We start from the raw sequence: 698 nt of genomic DNA, 5'->3' as shown, positions 1-698 counted from the left end.
GGGACTGTCAAGTTTTCGGTGTAACTGATTAATAACTGGCTACTTGTATCCGGCGGACAGGCGCCCGTCGAAGGCCAGGTCGAATGCATTGAGGGCGTCTTTCCATCGGTTGGACCAGCGTTTGCGGCCCGCGCCGGTGGGGTCGGTGGCCATGACCGCCATGTATACGCATTTGAGGGCGGCCTGCTGGTTGGGGAAGTGGCGGCGGGCGTTGACCGCGCGCCTGATCCGGGAATTGAGGCTCTCGATCGCGTTGGTCGTGCAGATCAGGGTGCGGATTGCCTTGTCGAACTGCAGGAATGGCGTGAACTCCGCCCATGCGCCGGTCCAGAGCCTGATGATGGCCGGGTAGCGTTTCTCCCATGTGCTGGCGAACTCGGCGAACCGGTCGAGGGCGTCGGACTCCGACGCTGCGGTGTAAATAGGCTTGAGGTCTTTCGCGACCGCGGCCCAGTCCTTCTTGGACGCGTAGCGGAAGCTGTTGCGCAACAAGTGAACGACGCACGTCTGCACGATCGTTTGCGGCCACACCGCGCCGATCGCGTCGGGCAGGCCCTTGAGGCCGTCGCACACCATGATCAGGCAGTCCGCGACACCACGGGCCTTGATCTCGGTCAGCACCCGCAGCCAATATTTCGCTCCTTCCCCGTCGCCGTGCTCGCCGGCCCACAGGCCCAGCACCTCACGGGTTCCCTCCC

1 protein-coding gene is annotated in these 698 nt (G+C 63.8%); it reads right to left on the bottom strand.

From position 1 onward, the window contains the following. Positions 1-39: 39 nt before the first annotated feature. The coding region (locus ACW2Q0_RS31150) for an IS256 family transposase (protein WP_457194499.1) at positions 40-698 on the bottom strand (659 nt) is incomplete at its 5' end.

The organism is Nocardia citri (genome assembly GCF_054065835.1).
This window is presented reverse-complemented; position numbering and strand designations above follow the sequence as displayed.